Here is a 21,556-nt window from a genome sequence, read left to right as displayed (position 1 = left end):
TACCTTCTGGAAGTAATAGACTGATTAGGATGTGGCCGGCGTCGCTCAAAATAAAAATGGATAGGGCTGTAATTCGAATACAAAAAAAAGAAAATTATTTCTTCCCCCCAAGAATCCCGCTTGATCCCTAATAAGGAAATAGAGGAGCAACAGAAGATAAATAGGCTTATTCATTTTAGGAAAAAATATATTAGCGATAGCTTGAGAAAGGCTGCGGGATTATTGGATGAGCATCAATCATCTATGCATTTGACTGAGACAGGAAAAAGAAGAATTAGCCTTAAGCTATTGGTAACTTTGTACGAGAAATACAACATGAATCCGGAATGGTTTCTTCATGGGACTGGACCGGAGATTTTAAAAGAAGCAAAGCCTAAAAATACAATGGATGTAATTAATGAATTGCGGGCAGAGGTTGCGGTGCATGACAAGAAAATTCAGATATTGGAGGCTAATCTTAACCAGGCATTCAGGATGATAGAAGTGCTGCAGAAGCAATTAGATAAGTAGATTAATAAGTGCTGCCTGTCCACTACGGCTACTATTGTAAACTAGTAAAAATTACGGAATTATCAGTGTCATTATTGCAACTTTAAATACACCTAAAAATAAACGCAACTATAATAAGATAAATATTATGTTTTTCCTCTTATTTTAATTCCCGCGGCGCTTCTGTTTTAGTACAAAAACACCACAGAATCTCTACAAATCACCCACAAGAATGTAACAGAAGTGTAACTTTTTAGTTATACTATTAAAATAAATTTTAATAAATTATTAAAAACTAAATTCGATTTAAGCACGTCATTTATATACAATATGTATATAAATGCATTAGATGGAGATCTATTAACCTGCGCGCTCTAAATGGTATAATATATCGTACCAATTAGACATTAAGAGACTGAAATTAAATTAGTCAGTGAGATTTTATAGTTTTGATAAATACTCAAATCGAGCATGTTAACGTCCACTACATCTGTATAAAAATAAAACTTCTTTTATTAGATTAGCGTTTATTAAGCAAGCAAGCAAAAAGTAATAAGTGCCGTTGGGCATTTTTTTGTAGAACAATATTTTGTTCAAAAACACCTTTCTGCTTTAAAGCTTTTAAAAATTTAAAGAGTTTAAAAATAATAATCATGCAAAACGAATCAGCTATTGGAATAACCCGCCATAGCGGAAAGCTTGCCGCGGTAAGTGTAATAATGCCAGTTTGGTCAAAAATAGACGAAACAGATAATAAGATTTATATTGACATTCCTCTTTTTGGTTTAAAAACTGTAGCTAAGGATCAGTCAGATTTTGATATCGCCATTAGAGAAGCAGTAATGTGTTTCTGTTTATTGTCTGAACAACATGGCTTAGGACTAGAAAGTGAACTAGAATTTAATGGATGGGAATCTATGAATCATCAAGAAGGTCAAATGATGTTCGACACAAAAAACCAGCCTATTTTAGAATCAGTATTTGAAACAGGGGATCAGGTCGCATTTGAATTGGAGGTTTGCTAATGCAGGAACATTTGCCTACCGTTGACATCGATATTCTCAAACAAATGATCTTAGAGACCGGCAGAGTTGAAAAAACAATAGAAGTTGGATCAACCACAGCGTATTCGATTAAATCGCATGGAAGTTCTATGCGAGAAAAAATTATAACAATAAGAGATACAGGTGATGGTCAAATATCGTATACAAGAGCAACAGGCATAGCCTTAAATCTTAAATGTATTGACAAGGTACTTAAATGGCTAGAGGAAAATAGACAATTTAAAGATGGTGGCTATTCTACAGAATTGTAAATATAGCATTCTAAATATTTAAAGATTACTTATTAAATAATGTTAAAGCCCCCGCCATCCAGCGAGGGCTTTTATTTTTTAAAACAAATCAGTTTAGTTGATACGTTATGTTTAGTAATTTGCTTCTACTATTTTTTAAAGAAATCTTGCTCAACGTATTCTCTAATATGTTTTCTCTGAAATAACCATTTTCCACCCGTCTTGGAGCATCCAATAGTAAACTTATTATCATGCATCCACTTCTCACTCATATTCAACAATCTACCAGTTTCCTCTAATGTCAGATAAGGTTTTTTAGCTTCCTGAATTTCTTCTAATTTAGAAATAACAATTTGCTCAAGGTTTTCAATCTTTGATATTAATCGTTCTAACAGTGCATTATCTACTATTGCAACATTTGGTTTATCCATGTGTTTCATTTTAAGCAAAAATATTGCTTTCATTCTGAAATATGGCGGTTACAATCTCGTGTTGTTCCTTCAATGCTTGTTTTAGTTCCCGCTGATGCATTCTCCATTTTATTTGGGTGATTCCCTTTTGGTCTCTGTTTGCTATGGCACAAGCTATCCGGCAGCAAATCCGGGCTAAATCAAAAGATAAATCCTTATACACCGCTTATGGTTTATTTAAACCTACTCGAGATACGCTGTTTAGAGAAAATAGATAACTGCGGCCCTCACCAACAGGCAGAAATTACTTTTCGCATTAAAATGCTGCAGTATGAACAGGAGCTTGCGCAAACGATGATTGAAGAGGCGAAAGCAAAGCGGTATAGTTTTATGGAGAAGTAGAGAAGTTAGAGGTGGAAGATATGTAGTAAATGGGTAACTGCCCGCGGTAAGTGTTTTTTAATTTTTTTGGCTTATTGATTATATTTCTTGATGAACGTTCATATATCACGGAGTATGTAGTCATTCGGTTTTGGTAAAATTTGCCTACCCCCTTAGTTGCTATTGGTCGTAGCGATTACTTTAACGGCCCAGGCAAATTTCAAAGTGTTTCTTTTTATATGTGTTCTAATCTGTATTTAAAGCGATTTAAATGCTCAATTATTCCTGCTGATTGTACTTAACCGGGGATCAAGTTTATTAATTTTGGCTCTGGTTTTTTTATTTCCTATTGATTTGCGCTTTAGAAAAATGATTATTAGAAATCATTAATTTATTAAGTTTTGAAATCACAAGTCAGCCACAACAGCTCTCCCAATCGATAAGACTTGCGCCAGGAAGGGAAGCTTAACTAACAATATATCAATATTTTGCCGCTTGTTGCTAATATATGATCAGAATGGTCATCTTCTGTTATGTAAATTTAAACATTCAATACTGTAATGATAAGGTATCAAGTGGCCCCATGCTTTACCACTTTTATACTGAGCATGGAAATGTATTGTAATGTCTAATGTTTTAAGTATTAACCCATCATAAAAATATTTTTGGCGAACAGCCTGTTGGTCTCCTGAGGGAATCAACATCTTAAAGATTAGCACGCTTTGTTATAAAATTTAATCAATCTATAAACCTAATCAGACAAAAACCGAAATGAAAAAACAAATTTTATTATTCCTGATAATTGTATTGTTATCAGGCTGTAAAGATGAATTCAACTCCATTCAGCCCACTCAGCTAACTAACCTACAAAAGCAGGCCAAAACAGCAGCGGTTGCAGCTGCTGCTCCCGAAGTCTATATTCCGCAGGAACTAAGCTCAAATGATTTTAATAATTCGGCTAGCACATGGAGTTGGTCTAGATCCCGCTCTTCCGATCACTTTATTGTTTTCTGGGCCAAAGGCTATGGCAGTAACGACCCAAATTCAACCGCCGTGCCAGCCACATACCGGGTAGATATTACTGACCTGCTGAGCAAAGCAGAAGGCTTTTTTCAATTAAATGTAACTCAATTAGGATTTGCTAATTTAGCTACATCTAAGCTGAGTAAATATAAGATGATGATCTTTATAAATTATCAAACGGAATGGCTGGCTACCGGTTCAGGCTATGATAACGTAATTGGTGCCCTGTGGGTTAGTCCAAGTACAATGCAGCCGGTTGGTCATGTCATCGGTCATGAGATTGGACATAGTTTCCAATACCAGGTTTTTGCTGACCAGGGTGTTGGCGGGTTCCGCTATGGATTTGGTGGCAATGGCGGTAACGGCTTTTGGGAGCAAACGGCTAATTTCCAGGGATTCCAGAGTTATCCTTCGACGGTTTTTACCGCATATGATTTCACCGTCTACAAGGATAATTACCACCGCCATGTTCACCATGAATGGTATCGTTATGCAAGTTACTTTATACTCTACTATTGGGAATTTAAAAGAGGGCGAGATTTTATCGGAAAATTATGGCGCGAGTCTCGCCAACCGGAAGATCCTATCCAGGCATATATGAGGCTCAATGGTATTAATATGGCTACTTTTAATGGAGAAATATATGATCAGGCTGTAAGATTTGTCACCTGGGATATTCCTTCACTCCGATCTTATGGTGCCAATTACCATGGTGCCCAAACATGGAACTACACAAGGCTAACTGACGGAAGCTACCAGGTAGCATATAATCGTGCCCCGGGTACTACCGGTTACAATGTTATCCCTTTAACCGTTCCTGCCGCAGGCACGGTTGTGTCTACCGTTTTTACTGGTATGGTTAATGCGCCTGGCTATAATCAGGTAGCAAATCCAGCAAGAGCAGGTTGGCGCCATGGATATGTTGCGATTTTAAATACAGGAGAACGCAGGTATAGCGGCATGTGGACCAACAACGCAACTAGTAGCTTTACTGTGCCGGCTGGTACTGTAAAATTATGGTATGTAGTGACTGGAGCTCCGACTACCTATGCACCACATCCATGGGATGAAAATGAAGCTAATGATGACCAATGGCCTTTCAAAGTAAAATTCACTAACAGTTCCGTGTTGTAAGACATCGCTGAATAATGCGTTTTATTTAAATTAAGATTGAGCCGTCTCAAACTTGTTGAGGCGGCTTTTTTTACATTAGCCTGGTAACTTTTTTAAGAACGTTCAACTGAATATATTAACCTGAGTTCGATTATTAATTGAAGATAAAATCGTAATCATGGCCGCAAATGTTTGTATTTAAGTTTATAATAATCAGGTAGGTATTTCGGCAAAACGGCCGCCCGTTTCGCGTTTAAGCTGTCACCCCATTTCGCTTAAAAGTGAACACCTGTTTTGGGTCAAACTGGCCGTTCTGATCTTTCGATCAGCTTTTATACTAAACAGGGTTATTCTCGAAGCAAAGAAATTGCTGAACTACATCAGCTTGTCTGTTGCAGAGGTCAGCTTTCATCGTGCTTGCTACATTAGCATTTATCTATATCATACCATGGCACCTGGCTTTATCATAAAATTGGTATTCGTTAGAATTTTTTTAAATTTTCAACATCACTGATATCTATGATTTTAGATTTTATTTTGTAGATTTACTTCTATTATAAAAATGGTACTTTAATTATTTAACCAAATTTTAAACCCATGTTGATAAAACTGTTTCAAAAGGGACAGTCTTGTTTTTTCAAAAAGAAGTTTACCATATTTTTTCCTCGAAAAAGCAGGACGGGGGATCTTCGCCTGTAAAGGATTTGAAATTGCGAATAAAATGCGATTGATCATAATATCCAGCCATGTACACAATATCTGCCCAAGTATTTTTTTTAATTTGATCAATTGAAAATATAATTCCATTTGAATTAAAGATCAGTTTAAGAGGTTTTTTATTGGATTACCTACCTTAAAATCAAAAGCGTTAGCTTTAATCGATAAGCTCAAAGGATTGGTCAATTGTGATCAATCCATTTTTTATATTAATGTACCCTATTCCGTTATAAATTATATCCAGAATATCCTGTTCATTAAATAAGGATTGCCATTTTTTAGGCTAATCATCATTTTGATGCAGGTATTTTTTTAAAAAATAATACCATCCAAATACCTAAATTGGCTTGAGGTTTTTTAAAAAATCACTTAACGCCAATCCATTACTAAAATAACGTATGAATTTATCTAATATACAATCTCCGGGGGTTTACATCAACGAACTTAATGATTTCCCAAATTCAGTAGTGCCAGTGGCCACAGCAGTACCTGCATTTATTGGTTATACGCCACAGGCCATGTATGAGGGAAGATCTTATGCCAATGTAGCACAAAAAATCAGCTCATTTTCTGATTTTCAGGCTTTCTACTGTTATCCTGATCCGCCAGCACCAGCTAGTCCAGCGAAACAGTATAATCCGGAATATTACCTCATAAAGCAAAAATCAAAACCCGTTGATCCGGATTATATGATCATTGATGGCAATTACTATTCTATTCTTCCGGATCCCAATACCATTTATTACCTCTATAACAGCATTAAAATGTTTTATGAGAATGGTGGTGGCGATGCTTATATCGTTTCTGTGGGTACTTATGGGGCACCATCCAAAAGCCCTCTGGCAGTAGGTGCGCCTTTGATCAATTCTAATGTAAAACTAAGTGATTTAACCGCTGGGCTACATTTATTGATGAATGAGCAGGAACCAACCCTGTACATTTGCCCGGAAGCTACTTTACTATCTGTAGCTGATAATGGTATTTTAATGGAAGCCATGCTGCTTCAATGTACAAAAATGCAAACGGCTATGGCTTTGTTTGATGTGATTGGCGGTAGAAATCCTGATCCAATTTTATATACACAGGATATCCAGACTTTTAGAAACAATACCGGAGTGGTGGGACTTGATTACGGGGCAGCTTATTATCCTTTTGTTGGTACAACCACCATGCAAACTTCGGATATAGATTATACCAATCTGTTTGGTGGCGATACAAAACAACTGGCACCACTTTTAAATCCTGCCAATAATCCCAATCCTGCAGTAGCACAGATTTTAGCCAATATCGCCAGTCCTTCTGGTGCAGCTTTAACCGTTACGCAGTATCACAATGCTTTACAGAATGCTAGTAAAACTTACAGTACCATTATCAATCAGGTTTTGGCTATTGCAAATATTTTACCACCAAGTGGTGCAATGGCAGGTGTAATTACAACCACCGATAATCAGGTTGGCCCTTGGCAGGCACCCGCCAATGTGAGTATTGTAGGTGCGTCTTCCCTGCCAATTAATTTATCCGAAAGTCAGCAAGCCAACTTAAATATGGATGCCATTTCTGGTAAATCCATTAATGCTATTCGCTTTTTCAATGGCATTGGCATTTTGGTTTGGGGTGCGCGTACACTGGAAGGCAATAGCCAGGATTGGAAATACATCCAGGTGCGGCGGACCATGACGTTCCTGGAGCAATCCTGCAAACTGGCCTGCCATCCATACGTATTTCAGCCTAATGATAAAAATACCTGGGAAGCAGTAAAATCAATGATTCGCAGTTTTCTTACTTCAGTTTGGAAAAATGGCGGATTAATGGGCGCAACACCTGCCGACGCATTTTCTGTAGCCTGTGGCATGGGCACTACCATGACCGCAGATGATGTGCTGAATGGCATCATGACCGTGGTGGTAAGAGTAGCCCTGATTCGTCCGGCAGAGTTTATGGTTTTAACATTCCAGCAGGAAATGCCGGTATCCGGATAGTTAGATCTTTAATAAAATTATTTTCATTTTTAAAAAAATATAGTTATGGCAGATGACGGCAGCAAACAAGGCTCAACATGGCCAATGCCCAAGTTTAGGTTTGAAGTTGACCTTGGAGCAGAATTAAAAGGTGTGGCTTTTCAGGAAGTTTCCGGAATGGAAGTAGAAACACAGGTGATAGAATACCGTGCAAGTAACAGCAAACTTTTCTCAACAGAAAAAATGCCTGGTATTTCTAAATATGGCAACGTGACAATGAAGAGAGGCATTTTCGTTAACGACAATACCTTTTGGAACTGGCATGCAGAAATTAAGATGAATATCATTAAAAGAAGAACGATCTTAATTAAGTTATTGGATGAAAGCGGGAACGTAACCATGCAGTGGTCACTGAGCAATGCATGGCCTACAAAAATTACCAGTACCGATTTAAAATCGGACGGAAGTGAGGTGACAATTGATACCATTGAAATTGCACATGAACAGTTAACCATTACCAATGGCAAATAAAGAATACGCGGCAGGCTTTTATTTTGAACTTTCTTTCAAAGGAGAAAATGCCGCCTTTCAGGAAGTGAGCGGTATTGCGAAGGAGTTGAATATAGAAGAAGTGTTATGTGGTGGCGAAAACAGATTTAAATACAGGTTGCCAACCATTTCTTCCAGCCAGAACCTGGTTTTAAAAAAGGCTTCAATACCTGAAGGGGCTTTATTGAATGATTGGTGTTCCAACTGCATTGAAGATGGACTGACCAGTAAAATTACCACTCAGGATATTAGCCTAAGCCTATTGGATGCCACGGGGATGGTTTATGAAAAATGGACATTTCATAATGCCTATCCGGTTAAATACGCTGTTTCTGATTTGAAATCCCAGGAAAATGAAATTGTGATAGAGTCTATTGAATTGGCCTATACATACTTTGAGATTGCACCAACTTCGATGTTTGGGAATTCATTTGATTAAGCTATGTCCATCGAAATCAGAGAATTGATTATTAAAACAGAAATTTTTTCGGGGCAAATAAACGATGCTCCGGAAATTTGGATCAAGGATCTCGAAAACCTGAAAATGCAATTTTTGGAAGAGTGCAAACAGATTTTGCCGTTAAGGCGCCAAGCAAAATTTATAAAAGATAGAACAGTTATGGGATTAATGAAGGTTAGCGGATATACGGATGAGAATTTTAAAATGCCTTTAAAAAACGCAAACATGCAAGCTGTGGCACCTTACTCGCTAATGATTAATCCCGATTCGCTTAAAATGCAGCGAAGCATAGAGGACAATACGCAACAAGTACCCAATACCAGTGCACCATCACAAAAATATAAAGCTACGCCAAGCGATAAGCTGAGTTTTGATATTGTGATTGATTGTACCGGCGTGGTGGATGCCAATCGAACTGATATGGAGGTAGAAATTAAAAAACTCGAAACCATTATTTATACCTATAACGGCAAAATACACCGCTCCAATTTTGTAAAATCGCAATGGGGGCAAAACCTTTCCTTTAACTGTGTTTTAACCTCTTTTGATATTTCTTATACCTTATTTAAGCCCAATGGAAGTCCTTTAAGGGCCAAAATATCGATGGCCTTTTGTCAGTATATTTCACCAACAACGGTAGAAAAGATGGAGAAAAAACAATCTCCCGATGTAAGTCACATCGTTACCGTTGTAAAGGGCGTAACCTTGCCGCATTTATGCCAGGAGGTTTGGAACCAGGAAGCGTATTACATTCAGGTTGCAAAATACAACAACCTCAATAAGTTTAGAAAACTGCATGGCGGCGAGAAACTTATTTTTCCACCAATTATTCAACCAGTATAATGGCTGCTACAGATATTATTAATTCGGGTGGGATTGCCACCTACGATATTAAATTAGATGGAACGTTAATTCCCGATACTTTTCGGATATACGCCATCACCGTTGAGAAAAAGACCAATAAAATACCAACTGCCAAAATTGTTGTGCAGGATGGAAGGGCCGATACAGGAACATTTGATGCCAGTTCTTCGGAGACCTTTAAACCTGGAGGCAAATTAACCATTGAAGCCGGTTACGATTCGACCAATCGGCTCATTTTTAGTGGTATCATTACCAAACAATCCCTCAGGATAGATGAAATAGTAGGTTCTGCACTGGAAGTAGAATGCAGGGACGCTGCCGTTAAAATGATTGTTGGCCGCAAAAGCCTCACCTTTTCTAAACAGAAGGATAGCAATATTATCCAGTCTATTATTGGTAATTATGGCGATTTAACGGCCGATGTGGCCGCCACTACTACGGTTTGGCCCGAGCAGGTGCAGTATTATGTTACCGATTGGGATTTTATCCTGGCACGTGCGGAAGTAAATGGATTGGTGGTAAATGCCCTCAATGGGAAGGTTTCGGTACAAAAACCAGCAGCAACCTCAACTCCGGTATTAACCATTGCCTACGGCGATAACCTGATGGCTTTTAATGCCGATATGAATGCCGTTACCCAATTGGGAGAGGTAACAGCCAGCACTTGGGATTACAAGAACCAGATAATTAGTAAACAGCAGTCTGCAAATGATGTAACTGGCCCCGGAAACATCAGTTCGAAACAACTGGCCCAGGTTATTGGCCTGGATAGTTACCAGCTACAAACCACAGCACCGTTAGAAACTGCCGATTTAACAGAATGGTGTAAGGCACAACTAATTAAAAGCGAGTATTCCAAAATACAAGGGGTAGCTAAAATACAGGGTACCAATTTAATCGAACCTGGTAACTATGTTACACTGCAGGGGTTGGGCGATCGGTTTAACGGCGACCATTTGGTTTCGGGTGTAGAACACGATTTCTCTAACGGCAACTGGATTACAGAAGTTTCCATCGGTTTACCGCCTACCTGGTTTATAGAAGAACCCGATGTAATGGCACAGCCCGCTTCAGGGCTTATTCCCGGTGCCCGTGGACTATTTAATGGAACTGTGAAACAAATGTACGAAGATCCCGATTCGCAATTCCGCATTTTGGTAAATGTACCCTTGTTTGACGCCAATGGTGCGGGAATTTGGGCCCGAATGTCTAATTTTTATTCGACCAACGGAGCTGGCGTATTTTTTATGCCCGAGGTTGGCGACGAAGTGATTTTAGGCTTTTTAAATGAAGATCCCCGGTACCCGGTTATTTTGGGCAGTTTGTACAGCAGTTCCAAAAATGTTCCTTTTACTGGTTTAACAGCCAACCAAAAGAATACCACTAAAGCCATCGTATCAAAGTCAGGAATTTACGTGCAGTTTGATGACGATAAAAAAGTGCTCACCATAGAAACACCAGGCAAAAATACCATCATTTTAAGCGATGATGAAAAGAAAATAACCATAACCGACCATAATAAAAACACTGTAACCATGTCATCTGATGGAATCGTGATGAAAAGTCCATTCGATATTAGCATACAGGCCGATAAAACGGTAACTATACAGGGTAAAACCGGGGTTAAATTGATGGCACCCGGAGGGGATGTAGAAATAAGCGGGATTAATATTAAAGAAACAGCCGATAGCCAATACGCTTGCGAAGGCGGAACAACCGCACAAATAAAGAGCGGAATGGAATTAACGCTGAAAAGCGCAATGATTATGATAAACTAAAATAATGTGCCTCCAGCAGCCAGATTAACCGATTTTCACCAATGTCCCATGATGAACCCTGGGCCAGTACCCATACCGCATGTAGGCGGGCCAATAGTAGGCCCCGGCGTGCCAACCGTTTTAATTGCCGGTTTACCAGCCGCCAAAGTAGGCGATACGCTGGTTTGTGTGGGACCGCCCGATTCGATTCTAAAAGGATCGGCAACTGTAATGGTTGGCGGAATGCCCGCTGCAAGGCTTGGAGACTCAACAGCACATGGCGGACAAATTGTACTAGGAGCATTTAATGTAATAATAGGTGGATAAATTAACTAAATATGAGCACAGCTTTTTAGGATCGGGATGGGTATTTCCGGTTACATTTTCTGCGGGCAACAGCCAGTTGAAACTAAGTGCCAACGAGCAGAATATTAATAATTGCATCGATATTATTTTGATGACCAAACAGGGGGAAAGATATTTTGAACCCCAGTTTGGCTTAGGCTTGCAGCAATTTTTCTTTAAAAAGATGGACGAGATGCTGAGAGGAGAAATTGCCGAGGCAATAAAAATATCGCTATTGCATAACGAACCCCACATTGTAGTTTTCGATGTTAAGGTCGATTTTGTCTATCTGTACAAAAGTTTAATCGAAATTACCATTATGTACATCTACAACCAAACCAATACCCGGCACAATTATGTATCTCCTTTCCATATAAATGAAGGAACAAGTTTTTATTATGATAATGAAAATAATTGATCAACATACCGCATTGGCCGCTCAGGAAACAGCGTTGGTTCCAGTTTCTTCACTTTTGGATGGAAGAACTGAAGTTGATTGTCTTGCCTTCTTGTCTCACTTTGCATCGCTGATTAATTTTTACGATAATGACAATAATATCCATGGCAATTGGACACCCTTTTTACTGAAAGATCTGGCTATTTTACTGGCGCGGCAGGCTTTTATTTTGAACTTTTTTACAGAGGAGAAAATGTCGCCTTTCAGAAAAGCAAAACTGGTTAGACTTCAGCCGAAAACAGAAATAATTAAGAGAAAAAATCCAGAATTTATGATCAATCAACCAGAAGAAATATTTGAAGGGATTATTCCTGTCAAAAATGCGGGTCTGGTGTTAATTAACCACAACATTCCTTTACTTTTTGAACGATTAAACCTTATAGACGATAATAAAGTCTTCTTGCCTGAAAAGCAGGCTGCGGCTATTCATTATCTCCAGTTTTTAGCAACAGGTCAGTTAGAAACTGATGAACCGGATTTGGCACTGAACAAAGTGTTATGTGGCATTCCGCTTCGCAAATCCATTACAAATCAAACAGTCATTAGCCATGCTGAAATAGAATTGATGACGCAACTGTTGCAGGCCGTGATTGGGTATTGGACAGCCATTGGATCAAGTTCTATTGATGGCTTCAGGGGCAATTGGCTAATTAGGGATGGCTTGTTAAGCGAACAGGATGATCGCTGGGAGCTGCTTATTGAAAGGAGAGTTTATGATATCCTGATTAATCAATCACCATTTAGTTTTTCGGTAATTAAATATCCCTGGATGATTAAACCACTATATGTACAATGGCCTTATTAAATTAAAGTGATTATGAAATCGCTAAAGTTAAAATATGCAAAAAATACAGTGGTTGAGCGTGTTGCTAAAAACCCATCAAGTAAATTTCAGTAGATTTTTAACACCATTAATGTCATAAAATAGCTTCCTATCGAATAGGATAGTATTTCGGGACTTGTGTTAATACCGAAACTCTTATTTGCGCAACAAATAGGTTCGATAAAATCTGCAGCACATGTACAGCAAAAACACAAAAACCAGCCATAACAGATAAACTATCCCTAATGAATAACCATAATTTGAAAGTGCATTCCCGGTTATGTACGACTTTGGGGTGATCACCATGACAGACCATGACTTACCTGAAAGGGCGAGGCCAATCATTGCTGTGAGATGGATTAGTAAAGTACTGATTAAATAAGTGAACAGCGGCGTAGAACCAAAAGTTACGAAGAAATCTGTCAACTTATTTTTTATGCCCTTTATATAATGAAGCACGATAAACATCGGCCCGAGTGTAATAAAAACAAAATCTGTTGAGGCAGGATATTTCGTTGCACTAAAAAAGGAAAGTATCGTTTTTTCAAAAGTTTCTTGTTTGGCCCATGGCTGGAAATCTCCATAAATATTGATCCCGCGGAGGATAAAAAATAAACTCGTTAACACTATACCTGTAGCTAAAAGCCATTTTCTTTGATAAAGATGGCCAATAGCATAACCTAAACTGAGTATGGCAAACCAGGGAATAAGGGTGTAATTAATAATGAAAAGTCTTTCTCCTGCTGGAATGTATTTTTGCTGATGTAATACAGACCATAAAATTGTTGATGATGATTGACCTGTTAATGTAATTCCATCTAATAAATGGTGGCCAATTAAAACCAAAATACTGAACAATAAAAGAAACTTTTTAGGAATGAACTGAAGAAATGCCAATAAGAAAATACTCAAACCCAAAGCTCCGATAATGAAAAGTCCAATGGTACGATATTGTAAATCAAATGTCCACAAAAAGTTATTAATTACCAGTTCGATACAGATCAGGATAAAGGCAAGCATCAGCATTTTATAAAAAACTTGTTGCCTGCTTTTGTCTTTGCTCCATTTAAAAAGGTAAGTACCGCTGAGGAAAAAAACGGTAGGTGCAAAGAAATGAGAGATAAAACGGGTGAAGAATAGAACAGAGGTGGTACTTTCTAGATTTCCAGGGTTCGTATTCCAATAGTGAAAGAAAAGCCGAGTATGATCCAAAATAGCAATAGTAAGCAGGATGCCGAGTAATAATGCTTTACTGTATTGTTCTACATCTGCTGGTTTTCCTGATAAGGTCTGGTTCTTCATGAAGTATCGAGATTTGAAATTAAGGCTTTAAGCTTTTAGAAAAAGGCTCACAGATCCATTTGCAACACGCAGCTATTATCTGTTAAGCATGTGATTTGCGAGCCTTTTATTTTTTTGCTTTTTAAAATTTGAAGGTCAGGCTGGCCAGGAAGTTAACCGGTTTCTGCGGACGCGAATAAAAGCCATCAGAGATCCAGTATTTTTCATCCAGAATGTTGTTTGCTTTAAAGCTAACACGGTATTTGGGCCTATTGAAGAAAACTGTAGCATCGATAACTGTGTATTTTGGCAATACAAAAGTATTGGCCGCGTTAGAAAAAGTATCGTCAACATAGATTGCGCCTGCACCAAAGCCTAAACCTTTCGCACCACCGTTTAATAAGGTGTAGCCTAACCAGATATTAGCAACATTCTTTGGCGTTCCAACGCCACGCTTGCCAGCTAGTGCCGGACTGCCATCTTTAAATTTATTGTCGTTATAACCATAACCAGATACAAAATTGAAACCCGGGAAAGGATTACCGATAAATTCTATTTCTACACCCTTACTTTCCTGCGTGCCATCCTGTACAGTAAAGTTTTGATTGTTGATAGTGGCTACCCTGGTGATATTTTTAACCGAAATATCATAATAACTGATGGTTGCATTCAACTTTTTATTCATCAGATCGAGCTTTACACCACCTTCCCATTGATTGGCTTGCTGTGGTTCGAAAACAGAAATAGAACCGTCTGGCTGCGTTGTATTTGCAACATTTCTAAACCCATTCATATAATTTCCGAAAATGGCCACCTTATCTTTTATCGGTTGGTAAACAATTCCTAATTTCGGAGAAAAGGCAGTCTGATTGTAGTTTCCAGTTTTTACCTGTGTCAGGTTATTTAAGGTACCTTCATTCATAAACCGATCTGCACGTAAACTCACCATGGCCATCAGGTTATCGGTAACATTAATCACATCAGAAAAGTATGCACTGTAGGTATTTTGCTTGTTTAAACTCTGCGGCGTGCTGATGTTTCCCAAACGATTTTCTACCTGTTGTAACCGAATATCTTTTACCGTTGTGTTAAGGGTAATGGTATCCAACTGCAATGCAGTAAATTTAAAGTTTCTAAATTGCGACATGTAATCCAGGCCTACCACCAAACGGTTTCTCAGCGTCCCGATTTTAAAATCGCCTGTAAAGTTTTGCTGAATTTCTTTTCTACCAGCTTTTTCCGGTGAAAATACACTAATCGCCCTGGCAATGGTGGTGTTGGTTAGCCAGGTTTGATTAAAGTAAAGAAGGTCATTATATTCTCCATTACTGAATGAATAATTGGTTTGCGAGGTCCAATTATCAGAAATTTTGTATTCTGCCTGTGCGTAAACGTTATTTGAAGACTGGTGGCCAACAAATGAGTTATCGATTAATGAACGTTTATAGTCTAGGTCTAATTGATCGTAACTTGTTGCCGTTACCCTGCTGCCTGTGGCCCAGGCAGTAGAAGAAGTGCCTTTATACGTTTGCAAATCTGCATCAAGTCTAAAAATCAGACGATCGTTTACCTGGTAGGAAATACTCGGCGCTACGGCATAAGTTGTTCCGAATCCCTGATCCTGAAAGGAGTTTTCCTTTTGCGTCGCCAGGTTCATCCGGAATAACAATGTTTTATCCTTATTTACCGGCGTATTGATATCAGCCGTTAACCTGCTCAGATCGAAACTACCCTGAACATACGAAATTTCACCTCCGAATGTATCGTAAGGTTTTTTAGTTACATAATTTACCAGTCCGCCGAAAGAAGTCATTGCTGCACCGAAGAGCATAGCCGATGGACCTTTAATCGCTTCCACGCGATCTACCATTGATAAATCAATACCCGTTCTTAGAAATGTAGCCATGCCATTTCTGAAGTTTTCACTGGTTTGAAAGCCCCTCGAAAAAAACGCTGGCATGCCTGCACCTGTTTTTGCCGGAGCAGCACCCGGGATATTACGAAATGATTCTTCCAGCGTAAGTGCCATTTGTTCTTTAATCAGTTCTTTGTCTACCACAGAATAAACTTGTGGGTTTTCGAGATTTTTAAGTGGTAACCTGGAAACATACCGGCTTTCTTTCCTCGATGATATATTATACTTATCGCCAACAATCAGCACCTCGTTTAAATCTTTAGCTGTAGAAGAAAAGGAGAAATCTGCTGTGGTATTTTCTCCTGCCTGCAGTACAATCGTTTTAACCTGCGGCTGCTGACCAACGAAGCTTACTTTAAGCGTATAGGTTCCAGGAGCCAGGTTTTTGAATTGATAAGTTCCCGTTTTGTCTACGGCTACATTGGTCAGGCCATCTAACGAAACCGTTGCAAATTCTGCAGGTTTGCGGTCGCTGGTGGTGATTTTTCCAGAGATGGAGCCATTTTCCTGTCTGCTGAAATTAGCCATTGCGGCCGAAGAAGTAATGCAGAGCATAAAAACTGCTGTAACTAAAGACCAAAAGTTTAAACGTTTACTCATCCTAACCGAACGAGCGGGGCAAAATTGTTTCATAATAATCATGTATGGTTTTATATGTAATTGTGTTTATTCTTTTTGATTACTGACCTCTTCCTGCTCGGTAGCACCGTGTCTGTAGCGGTAAATAGGGTTTTCCATATTTCCGATATAGGGAAGGTCTTTAAATGGGTTTGCCCGGTTTCGCAACTGGCGGTTATTATGTAATTGAAGCCTGTTCAAAGCATCAGGACTAAACTCGCCGATAAACAGATCATATTTCTTGTAATCTTCCTTAAATTCCGGGTGTTCCTGCTGATAATTAAGAATACAGTTTGCAACCAGCTTCCAAAACTCATTTTCACTGAAATCATCATGCTCCACCAAAATGGCTGATATAAATCTGAAAATGGAATCAAAAATCTGGGTAAACAGGGGCAATGTTTTAGCTGTTTCAGGGACGGTTACCGATAGCCTTAATGCGGCTTCAGGAACAGGATGGGTAGTATTGAGTAAAGAGACTTCCTCGCCAATATCTTTCATAATGGCACGCACCGGAATGTGGTTTTCGAGTACCATAATCAGGTTTTCGCCATGCGGCATAAATACCATATCCCATTTGTAAAAGCAGTGTATTAATGGACTCAAGTAACAATCAAAATATTCCTTTAACCAGTTAGCTGTAGTTAATCCCGAAGCGCGAATGAGTGCCGGCAAATAAGCATTCCCATCATTATCTACATGTAGCAATGCAGCCATTGTAATTAATCGCTGGTTTTCCTTTAGTCTGCTTACCGGACTTTCCCTCCATAAACAAGCAAGCATTTTTTTGTAGTGGCTATCTTCACTTATTGCCGCCTCATAGTACTGATGGGCGAAACTTAAACTGGCTATTTCCCTTAAAATGAAGAATTTTTTGGACTGTAAGTAACTGTCGTTTTCTACCAAATTATAGATCCACTCATTAATTGGTGGATTTGTTTTCATGAATTTTGGCGACAATCCTCTGATGTAGCCCATGTTGAGTACCGACAGGGCAGTTTTTACATAAAATTTTTCTGGATTGCTCACGTTAAAAAATGTCCTTATTGATTGCTGCGGCAGGTATTGATCATCGCTATAGCCAAGGCAAACCAATTGTTGTGTGGCGATATCAGCAGCGAAAATGTTGGCCAGCTTATTAAACCACTGCCATGGATGCACTGGGATAAAGAAATAATCTTCCGGATTTAGTTTTTTATGGATTAAAATATCGTTGAAACGCTGTAAGTTTTCTACTCCGAGTTCCTGCAAAATTACCTGCTCATATTCCAATGTAGAAACGGCGGTAAATATGGCGGTACTGCTGTGGCCAGCCAACCAAACCAATGAGAAAGGTTCGGCTGTTTCAGGGGCATATTCACGGTAATCGCTGGCGTCAAAACCAATTCTACCATTGTTGGCGATGAAACGTGGATGCCCGGTCATGGTAGATTCTGTTTGCTGATAACCGGATGTGAGCAAGTCTTCGGATGTTGGCTTACCATAAAAATTCAGATAAGAACTTCCGCTTAATGTGCTGCAAACCTCTTCCAGGTAAACCGGCAGTGATTCATCCGGAATTCCAAGCTCATCTTTAAATTCGATCAGGAAACTGAGCGCATCGATTTCTGAAGGAATGCCCTCCACCTGTTTTTCCAGTGAATCCGTATCGATATACCAGTGGTTTAATGCCAGGATTTTTGCAAGGAAAATGTAAGTAATTTCCTGCGTATTATTTTGCAATTCGTAATGGCCCCAACCATTATTTTCAGCAATGTATTGTGGAGTGATAATGCGTTCGTGAGAAAATTCAGCAATTATTTTTCTAAGGTGGAGTCTGTTTACGTGATCCCAAACTGATTTTTCGAGGTGCAAAGAAGCTTGGGTTGGCGTAACCATTGATTGTATGTTCATGTTTTTCAGAATTAAGAATAGATAGGTGAGTTTTTGAAGGCTATTTTTGCGAAAGGTTGGTTTGGTAAGCGGCCAGAGGATTTTTTAAAATGCCGGCAAACTTTTGATTTTTGAACGGATTCGCGCCATCAAGCATTTTCTGACTGTTTTGCATTTGCAGGCGATTAGAACAGGTTTTGATAATTTCTGAAGCGAACAGGTCGTATTTTCTGAATTTTTCTTCAAGTTCCGGATATTCACACTGGTATTCTGTAATGCAATCTGCTACCAGGCTCCAAAACTTTTCTTCAGGAAATGCCACATGTTCTACCAGGATATGGTTTAAAAAGCGGAAAAAGGAATCGAAAATCTGTGTGAAAATAGATAAGATCTTTAGGTCTTCGGGAACAGGGATGATAATTCTTTTTACGATTTCGGGCAGTTCTTTTTGCTGATTAACCACTGCAACCTCTTCACCTATATCCTTCATAATTGATCGCACCGGAACATTATCTTTAAATACCAGGATCAGGTTTTCACCATGTGGCATAAAACGCATATCGTGGAAATAAAAGCAGTGTAGTAGCGGACTTAAATAACATTGAAGGTAGCTTTCCAGCCATTGTTCGGTATTTAAAGGGGAGCTGTTTATGAGTTCGGGCAGGAGTGCGTTGCCCTGTGCATCTACGTGCAACAATGCAGCCATCGTCATCAGTCGCTCGCCGGGAGCTATTTTATCCATTGGACTTTCCCGCCAAAGTGTTGACAACATTTTCTTATAAGGGCTATCCATTTTAATGGCATTTTCGATATGATGGTTGGTATAACCCACCGTGGAAATCTCCTTTAAAACGGTAAATCCTTTCTGCTGCAGGTATGGATCGCTGGTTACAATTTGGGCTACCCATTCATTAATGGCGGGAGTGGTACGCATAAAGTATGGCGAAAGCCCCCTCATAAAACCCATATTTAAAATAGAAAGCGCAGATTTTACATAGTATCTACTGGTATTGCTTACGTTGAAAAATGTGCGTACAGATTGTTGAGGGAGATAATGATCTTTGCTATAACCCAGGCAAACCAGTTTAGCGGCTGCAATATCCGGGGCGAACAGGTGAATCAGTTTGTTAAACCACTGCCACGGATGGATAGGGAAGAAGAGGTAGGATGCAGGGTCAAGATTTTTTTTCAACAATTCATCATTAAACGATTGAATGGTTTCTGGATCCAGTTCCTGCGTGATAAGCTGCTGGTAAGTGAGCGGAGAAATGCTTGTAAATTCCGTGCAATCCTGGTAGCCAGCTACCCAAATCAGTGAAAGTGGAGCCGCAGCTTCAGGGCTGTAGTTTTGATAATCTATAGCATCAAATCCTATTCTGGCACTGTTGGCAATAAAACACGGGTGTCCGGCAATCATTGCGTGTTCGGTATCTGCATAACTGGCTTCTGTTAAATCTTTAGCGGTAAGTTTGGTATTTGTATGCATGTATGCACTTCCATAAAGACAGCTAATAATTTCCTCCAGATAGGTTGGCAAATTGATATCGGTAAAACCGAGGGATTTTTTAAACTCTATAATAAAGGCAATGGCATCCAATTGCACTGTTTTAGTATTGATGATTTTAGTAATGGAATCTGTATCGATGTGCCAGTGATCCAGTCCGAGCACCTGTGCCAGAAACTGATATTCGATTTCGCTATCTGCCGTGGTTAAGGTATACAATCCCCAAGCACCGTGAATCCGTTTGAGCTTCGGAACGAGGAGCAGTTCATGCGAAAACTCGCAAAGCATTTTTCTTACTTGCAGGCGATTTACCTTTTCCCATATTTGTGGTTCTAAATGGGCAATGGCAGATTCTGGAGATAACTGATTATTTTTAGCGGTATTCATATCGGGTTGTTTTTGCATCTGGTTAAATTTTCAGCGAATTAAAGTGCAGTAGCCACTTTGCCATAGTGATCTTCCATGATCAGGAAGGGGTTTTCCGGGTGTGCCAGCGATTGCATATGGATCAAACTGCTTTTACTCATCATGCGGAGCATTTGTCGGCGTTCACAGGGTACAATCTTTCCGTCAACGGCTCTAACTCCCGCTTTAAAGGCTGTTCGCCCGTGGGCACATAAGTGATTATTTACAAAAATTAAATCTCCGGCATTCGGAATAAACTGATCATAAATAAGCAGTTTAGCTTTTGCCCAAAACTGTTTTAGAATGTCTAAAGCCTCAGGCGTTTGATCGGCCTGCTCATTATAAATTTGTTCTGCCGCATCAAAGCGGATAAAAGGACGCCTGGCATTTCCATATAAAACAGCGGTGGTCTCTTGCTCTCCTAACGCTTCCTCAACATCAAAATTGGCATCTTTAGGGCACTTATAAATGGTTCTGAAAAGTGCTTTCATCAGCTCGTCTGGTTCTCCATGAGAGCGGATGGAATATAAAGTAGAATTTACCCGCTCTTCGTTCCGGAGGTATAAAAAGCTGAGGAAATCTGCCGGATGAAGTAGGAAAGCATCTTCCGTGTGCACGAAAAGATCGGTTTTTGAACCGGCTCCCGTTTGGGAAAAACTCATATTTTCCTCTGGGATAATGGCATGTAAAATTCCTCCGCCTTTGCGCTGAACATAATATTGTACAGGCTTAGACGGCACAGCACCATGAAGCAGAGCGCATATAAATCCGTACAGATTCAGTTTATCATCATCCGATTCTTTCCATGATGCAGGCGTTGGCCCTAAAGCATCCTGGTCTACATCTACCAAGCCTTTAAAAACAATTGCGCCATATTGCTGACTGGAAAAGTCGTTGCTCAGGTTACTCAGTAATGCGGCGATACGTTCGGGGAGTAAGGCATATGCATTTAGGTGCAACGATGCGATGTATGCCGGCGATTCGTAATGACCAAATTCTTTCTGCAGTTGCAGCGCAGAACTCTTAATAATCGCACGTTCAATAGGCAAAACCTCAATAATTAGTGGCGCCATTGGAGGTAATTGGTGTGGTGATTCTTCGTTTTTCAAATCCATATTGGTAGGTTTTTTAGGTAGATGGAAATTTTACTTTTTTAAATCATGTGAGGATAATAGTGTTGTAATTAATAGTTAAATAATTAATAATCAGTTGTTAGTGATTTTTTATTCATGTTTATTAAAATAATTATTGTTTTAATCAGGAGAACATTTACATTTGTTATTATCTTTAATTAGTCTAAATAAGTACTATTATGAGCAAA

General features: G+C 39.2%; 19 protein-coding genes. 12 read left to right on the top strand and 7 right to left on the bottom strand.

Annotation, left to right across the window (positions count from 1 at the left end; all coding sequences use genetic code 11):
- Positions 1-201 precede the first annotated feature (201 nt).
- From ACN1CD_RS17815 to ACN1CD_RS17805, 3 genes are all read left to right on the top strand, one after another.
- Entirely contained in the window at positions 202-510 is a 309-nt protein-coding gene (locus tag ACN1CD_RS17815) for a hypothetical protein (protein ID WP_419131750.1), read from the top strand.
- Between the two features lie 632 nt (positions 511-1,142).
- Positions 1,143-1,514, top strand: coding sequence for a hypothetical protein (locus tag ACN1CD_RS17810; RefSeq protein ID WP_419131749.1), 372 nt, complete (start codon positions 1,143-1,145; stop codon positions 1,512-1,514).
- 44 nt (positions 1,515-1,558) lie between these two features.
- On the top strand, positions 1,559-1,804 hold the full coding sequence (locus ACN1CD_RS17805; protein ID WP_419131748.1) for a hypothetical protein: 246 nt from the start codon (positions 1,559-1,561) through the stop codon (positions 1,802-1,804).
- 128 nt (positions 1,805-1,932) lie between these two features.
- On the opposite strand, the gene ACN1CD_RS17800 is transcribed toward ACN1CD_RS17805, so the two are convergent.
- A complete protein-coding gene (locus tag ACN1CD_RS17800; RefSeq protein ID WP_419131747.1) occupies positions 1,933-2,214 on the bottom strand; it encodes a helix-turn-helix domain-containing protein in 282 nt (93 codons plus the stop codon).
- Between the two features lie 1,131 nt (positions 2,215-3,345).
- On the opposite strand from ACN1CD_RS17800, the gene ACN1CD_RS17795 reads away from it, so the two are divergent.
- Positions 3,346-4,731, top strand: coding sequence for a DUF6055 domain-containing protein (locus ACN1CD_RS17795; protein WP_419131746.1), 1,386 nt, complete (start codon positions 3,346-3,348; stop codon positions 4,729-4,731).
- Between the two features lie 628 nt (positions 4,732-5,359).
- Here the strand turns inward: ACN1CD_RS17795 and ACN1CD_RS17790 are convergent.
- Positions 5,360-5,491 (bottom strand): AraC family transcriptional regulator, encoded by a 132-nt coding sequence (locus ACN1CD_RS17790; protein ID WP_419131752.1) that lies wholly within the window; start codon positions 5,489-5,491, stop codon positions 5,360-5,362.
- Positions 5,492-5,825: 334 nt separating this feature from the next.
- Here ACN1CD_RS17790 and ACN1CD_RS17785 point away from each other — a divergent pair, with 334 nt between their 5' ends.
- From ACN1CD_RS17785 to ACN1CD_RS17750, 8 genes are read left to right on the top strand one after another with little or no spacing between them, the layout of a single operon-like run.
- Positions 5,826-7,406: a phage tail sheath family protein gene (locus ACN1CD_RS17785; RefSeq protein ID WP_419131745.1), complete on the top strand. Its 1,581-nt coding sequence runs from the start codon at positions 5,826-5,828 to the stop codon at positions 7,404-7,406.
- A gap of 45 nt (positions 7,407-7,451) precedes the next feature.
- The gene (locus ACN1CD_RS17780) at positions 7,452-7,916 is read left to right on the top strand and encodes a phage tail protein (RefSeq protein ID WP_419131744.1); all 465 of its coding nucleotides are present in this window, start codon (positions 7,452-7,454) and stop codon (positions 7,914-7,916) included.
- A complete protein-coding gene (locus ACN1CD_RS17775; protein ID WP_419131743.1) occupies positions 7,906-8,373 on the top strand; it encodes a phage tail protein in 468 nt (155 codons plus the stop codon). Before ACN1CD_RS17780 ends, ACN1CD_RS17775 begins: the two co-directional genes overlap by 11 nt.
- A gap of 3 nt (positions 8,374-8,376) precedes the next feature.
- On the top strand, positions 8,377-9,237 hold the full coding sequence (locus ACN1CD_RS17770) for a hypothetical protein (RefSeq protein ID WP_419131742.1): 861 nt from the start codon (positions 8,377-8,379) through the stop codon (positions 9,235-9,237).
- Positions 9,237-11,036, top strand: coding sequence for a type VI secretion system tip protein VgrG (gene vgrG, locus ACN1CD_RS17765; protein ID WP_419131741.1), 1,800 nt, complete (start codon positions 9,237-9,239; stop codon positions 11,034-11,036). The genes ACN1CD_RS17770 and vgrG overlap by 1 nt, the downstream gene beginning before the upstream one ends.
- Positions 11,037-11,084: 48 nt before the next feature.
- Entirely contained in the window at positions 11,085-11,342 is a 258-nt protein-coding gene (locus ACN1CD_RS17760) for a PAAR domain-containing protein (protein ID WP_419131740.1), read from the top strand.
- Positions 11,335-11,778 carry a GPW/gp25 family protein gene (locus tag ACN1CD_RS17755; RefSeq protein WP_419131739.1) on the top strand — a complete coding sequence of 148 codons (444 nt, stop codon included), beginning with the start codon at positions 11,335-11,337 and terminating at the stop codon, positions 11,776-11,778. The genes ACN1CD_RS17760 and ACN1CD_RS17755 overlap by 8 nt, the downstream gene beginning before the upstream one ends.
- A complete protein-coding gene (locus ACN1CD_RS17750) occupies positions 11,765-12,622 on the top strand; it encodes a contractile injection system tape measure protein (RefSeq protein ID WP_419131738.1) in 858 nt (285 codons plus the stop codon). The genes ACN1CD_RS17755 and ACN1CD_RS17750 overlap by 14 nt, the downstream gene beginning before the upstream one ends.
- Before the next feature lie 174 nt (positions 12,623-12,796).
- Here the strand turns inward: ACN1CD_RS17750 and ACN1CD_RS17745 are convergent, their stop codons facing one another.
- The 5 genes from ACN1CD_RS17745 to ACN1CD_RS17725 all read right to left on the bottom strand — a co-directional run bounded on the left by ACN1CD_RS17745 (position 12,797) and on the right by ACN1CD_RS17725 (position 21,350).
- Positions 12,797-13,942, bottom strand: a complete 1,146-nt coding sequence (locus ACN1CD_RS17745; protein WP_419131737.1) for a DUF1624 domain-containing protein — start codon at positions 13,940-13,942, stop codon at positions 12,797-12,799.
- Positions 13,943-14,063: 121 nt separating this feature from the next.
- A complete protein-coding gene (locus tag ACN1CD_RS17740) occupies positions 14,064-16,469 on the bottom strand; it encodes a TonB-dependent siderophore receptor (protein WP_419131736.1) in 2,406 nt (801 codons plus the stop codon).
- A gap of 33 nt (positions 16,470-16,502) precedes the next feature.
- Positions 16,503-18,347, bottom strand: coding sequence for an IucA/IucC family protein (locus tag ACN1CD_RS17735; protein WP_419131735.1), 1,845 nt, complete (start codon positions 18,345-18,347; stop codon positions 16,503-16,505).
- Between the two features lie 40 nt (positions 18,348-18,387).
- A complete protein-coding gene (locus tag ACN1CD_RS17730) occupies positions 18,388-20,235 on the bottom strand; it encodes an IucA/IucC family protein (protein WP_419131734.1) in 1,848 nt (615 codons plus the stop codon).
- Positions 20,236-20,255: 20 nt separating this feature from the next.
- The gene (locus ACN1CD_RS17725) at positions 20,256-21,350 is read right to left on the bottom strand and encodes a hypothetical protein (protein WP_419131733.1); all 1,095 of its coding nucleotides are present in this window, start codon (positions 21,348-21,350) and stop codon (positions 20,256-20,258) included.
- Between the last annotated feature and the right edge of the window lie 206 nt (positions 21,351-21,556).

The sequence above is a fragment of the Pedobacter sp. N23S346 genome (genome assembly GCF_048515415.1).
Taxonomy (GTDB): Bacteria; Bacteroidota; Bacteroidia; order Sphingobacteriales; family Sphingobacteriaceae; genus Pedobacter.
This window is presented reverse-complemented; position numbering and strand designations above follow the sequence as displayed.